Raw genomic sequence first — 4,807 nt, 5'->3', positions numbered from 1 at the left:
CGCCTGCCCTGCTCGGCGGCCCGCGCAGCACCATGCTGTCGACGCTGGTGCAGAGCCAGGTGCTCAGCCTGCTCAACTGGGGCCGCGGCGGCGCCATGGGCGTCGTGCTGCTGGTCGCGACCTTCGTGCTTCTAGCGCTCGCCGCCCCGCTGATGCGCCAGCGCCACAAGCAGGCGTCCAGATCATGAGACTGGCACCATCCCGCCTTCTGCTCGGTCTGTTCTGCCTGCTGGTCGCCGTCTGGCTGGTGATGCCGACGCTGGTCATCATCCCGATGTCATTCAACGAGAAGAAGTCGCTCGCTTTCCCGCCGTCCGGCTTCTCCTGGCAATGGTACGAGAATTTCTTCACCAACCCCGATTGGCTGTCGAGCTTCTTCAATTCGCTGAGGGTCGCGGGCCTCGTCGCCGTCGCCGCCACGCTGATCGGCACGCTGGCGTCGCTCGGCCTCAGCCGCATGAAACATTCCGGCGCCGGCCTGCTGCGCGCCATCCTGATCACGCCGATGATCGTGCCCGGCGTGGTGCTGGCCATCGGCATCTACGCCGTCTATCTCGACTACCAGCTCGTCGGCACCACCACCGGCTTCGTCATCGCACATACGATGCTGGCGATCCCCTTCGTCATCATCGCCGTGTCGGCAAGCCTCGAAGTCTTCGACGCGCGGCTGGAGACGGCGGCGGCAAGTCTCGGCGCCAACCGCTTCACCACATTCCGCACCGTGACCTTGCCGCTGATCGCGCCCGGCATCCTGTCCGGGCTTTTGTTTGCCTTCGTCACCTCCTTCGATGAGATCATCGTCGCGCTGTTCATCACCAGTCCCTACCTGAAGACCTTGCCGGTGCAGATCTTCACCAGCATCACCCGCGACGCCGATCCGACGGTGACGGCCGTCGGAACCATCATCTTCATTGCCACGACGCTGATCATCAGCGCCGGGCTGATCATCAGCTCGAAATCGACGAGGAGTTGAGATGACTGCGAGGAAACGCGGCGCGGCCATCGACATCAAGTGCGCAACCAAGCGCTACGGCAATTTCACCGCACTCGACGATGTCAGCCTGCATATCGAGCCGGGCGAGTTCATGACGCTGCTCGGCCCCAGCGGCTCGGGCAAGACCACGACGCTCAACGTCGTCGCGGGCTTCACCGACCTCACCTCCGGCGACCTCGCCGTTGGCGGCAAAAGCATCGTCGCCCTGCCGGCGCACAAGCGCAACATCGGCGTTGTCTTCCAGCACTACGCGCTGTTTCCGCATATGACGGTCGGCAAGAACGTCGCCTATCCCCTCACCTTGCGCGGCATGGACAAGCAGGCGCGCGACCGTCTCGTCGTGCGCGCGCTGGACATGGTCAAGATGGCCGACTTCGCGCATCGCTATCCCTCCGAACTTTCCGGCGGCCAGCAGCAGCGCGTGGCGCTGGCGCGCGCCATCGTCTTCGATCCGCCGCTGCTGTTGATGGACGAACCGCTCGGCGCGCTCGACAAGAAACTGCGCGAATGGCTGCAGCTGGAGATCAAGCGCATCCACCGCGAACTCGGCACCACCTTCGTCTATGTGACGCACGACCAAGAAGAAGCGCTGGTCCTGTCCGACCGCATCGCCGTCTTCAATCAGGGCCGCATCGAACAGGTCGGAACCGGCCGCCAGCTCTACGACGAGCCGACGACCCTGTTCGTGGCCAAGTTCATCGGCGAATCGACCAGTTTGCGTGGCACCGCCCTGACGTCCGGAAACGAAACCAGCCTGACGATCGCCGGCCAGAAGATCGTGGCCAACGGCAAGCTCGCCAGCGGCAGCAAACCGGTGGTCCTGCTGCGGCCGGAGAAGCTTTCGCTTGCCGGCACCAACACGCCTCCCGCCGCCGGGCAGAACAGCCTCACCGGTCAAGTCAGCGAGGCGATCTATCTGGGCTCCGGCTCGAAATACCAGGTGACGTTGCGCGACGGCTCGGTCGCCATCGTACGCGCGTCGCTGGAAGCCACACCGTTCTCGATTGGTGACACGGTCGATCTGCGCTGGTCGGTCGTCGATGCAAAACTTCTTGCCGACGACGACCGCGCCGACATGACGATGACCTGATCGCTCTTTCCCCGCAGGATTTTTAGACATGGACGCCAAAGTCAACGGCAACGTCTCGTTCTGGTATGCCGACATCGGCCTGCCGCCCTATCGCGCGCCGCTTCCGGGCGATCTCGAAGCCGATGTCTGCATCGTCGGCGCCGGCTACACCGGCCTGTGGACGGCTTATTACCTGAAGAAGGCCGATCCATCGATCCGCATCGCCATCGTCGAGCGGGAGTTCGCCGGCTTCGGCGCGTCGGGCCGCAATGGCGGCTGGCTGTCCGGCGGCTTCAGCTGGTCGCGCGAGAAATATCTGCAGACCTCGACGCGCGGCGCTGTCATCGACATGGAAACGGCCATGCATGGCACGGTCGACGAAGTGATCAAGGTGACCGAAGCCGAAGGCATCGATGCCGACATCCGCCGCGTCGACAATCTGACGGTGGCGACCAACCCGCCGCAGCTCGAACGGATCAACGCCGCCTATGCCGATGCGATCGGCTGGAGCGTGCCGAGCGAGCGTGTCAGCCTGATCGGCCAGGCAGAGGCCAAGGCCCGCATCAACATCAGGAATGTGCTTGGCGGTTATATCCACCACGGCACCGCGCGTGTGCAGCCGGCCAAGCTGGTGCGCGGCCTGTCCGAAGCCGTCGAGCGGCTCGGTGTGCCGATCTACGAGCAGACCACCGTGACCGGCATCGAGAAGGGCAAGGTCACGACGAACCGCGGCACCGTGCGCGCGCCGATCATCATCCGTGCCACGGAAGGGTTCACGGCCGGCATACCAGGCAATGAACGGCTCTGGCTGCCGCTCAACAGCGCACAGATCATCACCGAGCCGCTGCCGCAATCACTGTGGGACGAGATCGGCTGGGAGGGCCATGAGCTTCTGGGCGACTCCGCGCACGCCTATTGCTATGCGCAGCGCACCAGGGAAGGCCGCATCACCATGGGCGGACGCGGCGTACCCTATCGTTACGGCTCGCAAACGGATGTGCGCGGCCAAACGCAGCAGGCCACGATCGAAAGCCTGCACGCGATCCTCACCCGGCTGCTGCCGCAGACAGCCAGGCTTCGCATCGACCACGCCTGGTGCGGCGTGCTGGGCGTGCCGCGCGACTGGTGCACGACGGCAGGGCTCGATCTTGAAACCGGCATCGGCTGGGCCGGCGGCTATGTCGGGCTCGGCGTCTCGAGTTCCAACCTTTCAGGCCGAACGCTGCGCGATCTCATCCTGCGCCGCGACACCGAATTGACCCGCCTGCCCTGGGTCAACCGAAAGGTCAGCAAATGGGAGCCAGAGCCGATGCGCTGGCTCGGCGTCCACTCGATGTATCAGCTCTATCGCGTCGCCGACGAGCGCGAGGAAGCCGGCCTCCAGCACACGTCGAAACTGGCCGCAATCGCCGACCGCATCACAGGACATTGAGAGACTGCCATGACCGACTTCCAGACCTTCGCCCACCTCGCCTCCATCGACCTCGGCGAGCCTGAGCCCAAGCCGACCTCGATCAGCGGCGATCAGTTCGAAGCCTCGACGACGCTGTGGACCTCGCCGGATGGCGCACTGGAAGTCGGCGTCTGGGAGTGCACGCCGGGCCGCTTCACGGCCTCGCGCGAGACCAATTCCGAAACCTGCCACATCGTGTCAGGCCGGGTCTCGCTGCATGGTCCCGATGGCCGCAGCGAGGACGTTGGTCCGGGCGAAATGCTGGTGCTGCCGAAAGGCTGGAAAGGCGAATGGACGATCCACGAGAAGACGCGGAAGCTCTACATCCTGCACTTCGAAGCGTGAGCCGGCTGGAACAGCCGCTACTCGTCGTCTGAACGATCACCCCCGGTAACGATCGGCTTGCCTTCTATCACACGCCGCAAGGCGTCGTTGATGCGGTCCTGCCAGCCGGGTCCATCCTCCTGGAAATGGTCCAGCACGGCGCGGTCGATTCGGATCGAAACAAGCTCCCTGACGCCTGGAGCGGCCGTGGGCTCTCGGACCGGGGCAGCCGGCTTCTTCACCGGCTTGAAAGCCGCCTCGGCGGCCGCCATCGGATTTGTCGGTCGGCGCGGGGGATTTGCCATTGGATGACCCTGACTGAGGATGATTCGTGCGCGACGTAGCACGCCTGAGCCACCATAGCCCAACCAGCACCGTCGCGCAGGCCCCTTTGGTCAGGACGATCACTCGGCTGCCTGGAGGCTCTGTGCGTCGATGATGACCCTGATCTCGGCGCGGCAGGAGCCGCAATTCGTGCCGGCATTCAGGGCCGCGCCGATTGCCGCGACGCTGCCGCAGCCGCGGCGTACCGCTTCCGTGATCTGGTTGGCGCCAACGCCGAAGCAGGAGCAGACGATGGCGCCGCGATCGACGTCGATCCCGCCCGGCCGCCCGGCCACGATCGCCAGCCTGCTGCGCCGATCAACATGATCGGCGCTCAGTTGTTCCGCCGCCCAGCCGCGCGACACGGCGACCGGGCCGGGCGCGACGAACAAGGCGCCTGACAGTTGGTCGTCGTCGAAGGCGGCGATGCGGTGCTGGCCGACGTCGCGGTCGTGATAAGCTGATATTTCGGCACCCAATGACGTACCGAACAGCGACCCGGCAAAGCCTGCCCAGTCGATGTCGTCATCGGCAAAGGCAAGCTCGACCCGCCAGCCGCCCTTGCACTTGGCCACGGCCCAGTAGGGCGCAGTATTAGGCTCCGGCCGCTGCCGAGCCACCGCAAAGCCAAAGGCCTTTGCCG

General features: G+C 65.1%; 6 protein-coding genes and 1 pseudogene. 5 read left to right on the top strand and 2 right to left on the bottom strand.

The features are described from left to right. The 5 genes and pseudogenes from EN879_RS24520 to EN879_RS24500 all read left to right on the top strand — a co-directional run. A pseudogene (locus EN879_RS24520) lies at nt 1–188 on the top strand (ABC transporter permease); the annotation flags it as partial. Continuing rightward, the gene (locus EN879_RS24515; RefSeq protein WP_027160917.1) at nt 185–973 is read left to right on the top strand and encodes an ABC transporter permease; all 789 of its coding nucleotides are present in this window, start codon (nt 185–187) and stop codon (nt 971–973) included. The pseudogene EN879_RS24520 and the gene EN879_RS24515, both read left to right, overlap by 4 nt. A 1-nt stretch (nt 974) precedes the next feature. After that, nucleotides 975–2,084, top strand: a complete 1,110-nt coding sequence (locus EN879_RS24510; protein WP_063168695.1) for an ABC transporter ATP-binding protein — start codon at nt 975–977, stop codon at nt 2,082–2,084. 28 nt (nt 2,085–2,112) lie between these two features. Beyond that, complete coding sequence (locus tag EN879_RS24505) at nt 2,113–3,495, top strand: FAD-binding oxidoreductase (RefSeq protein WP_063168696.1); 1,383 nt, start codon at nt 2,113–2,115, stop codon at nt 3,493–3,495. Nucleotides 3,496–3,504: 9 nt separating this feature from the next. Beyond that, nucleotides 3,505–3,861: a cupin domain-containing protein gene (locus EN879_RS24500; RefSeq protein ID WP_013530464.1), complete on the top strand. Its 357-nt coding sequence runs from the start codon at nt 3,505–3,507 to the stop codon at nt 3,859–3,861. A 17-nt stretch (nt 3,862–3,878) separates the two neighbouring features. On the opposite strand, the gene EN879_RS24495 is transcribed toward EN879_RS24500, so the two are convergent. Both EN879_RS24495 and EN879_RS24490 read right to left on the bottom strand, forming a co-directional pair. Beyond that, nucleotides 3,879–4,145 carry a BrnA antitoxin family protein gene (locus EN879_RS24495; protein ID WP_024503962.1) on the bottom strand — a complete coding sequence of 89 codons (267 nt, stop codon included), beginning with the start codon at nt 4,143–4,145 and terminating at the stop codon, nt 3,879–3,881. A gap of 99 nt (nt 4,146–4,244) precedes the next feature. After that, a partial coding sequence (locus EN879_RS24490; protein ID WP_206520994.1) for a (2Fe-2S)-binding protein occupies nt 4,245–4,807 on the bottom strand: 563 nt, incomplete at its 5' end.

Origin of the sequence: Mesorhizobium sp. M7A.F.Ca.AU.002.02.1.1 (genome assembly GCF_003998535.1) — a bacterium.
GTDB lineage: Bacteria > Pseudomonadota > Alphaproteobacteria > Rhizobiales > Rhizobiaceae > Mesorhizobium > Mesorhizobium ciceri.
The sequence above is the reverse complement of the archived record's forward strand: the minus strand, read 5'-3'. Positions and strand labels throughout refer to the sequence as shown.

Coding starts and splice junctions, on each gene's coding strand:
- EN879_RS24515 (WP_027160917.1), top strand. CDS start 185: ATGAGACTGGCACCATCCCGCCTTCTGCTCGGTCTGTTCTGCCTGCTG.
- EN879_RS24510 (WP_063168695.1), top strand. CDS start 975: ATGACTGCGAGGAAACGCGGCGCGGCCATCGACATCAAGTGCGCAACC.
- EN879_RS24505 (WP_063168696.1), top strand. CDS start 2,113: ATGGACGCCAAAGTCAACGGCAACGTCTCGTTCTGGTATGCCGACATC.
- EN879_RS24500 (WP_013530464.1), top strand. CDS start 3,505: ATGACCGACTTCCAGACCTTCGCCCACCTCGCCTCCATCGACCTCGGC.
- EN879_RS24495 (WP_024503962.1), bottom strand. CDS start 4,145: ATGGCAAATCCCCCGCGCCGACCGACAAATCCGATGGCGGCCGCCGAG.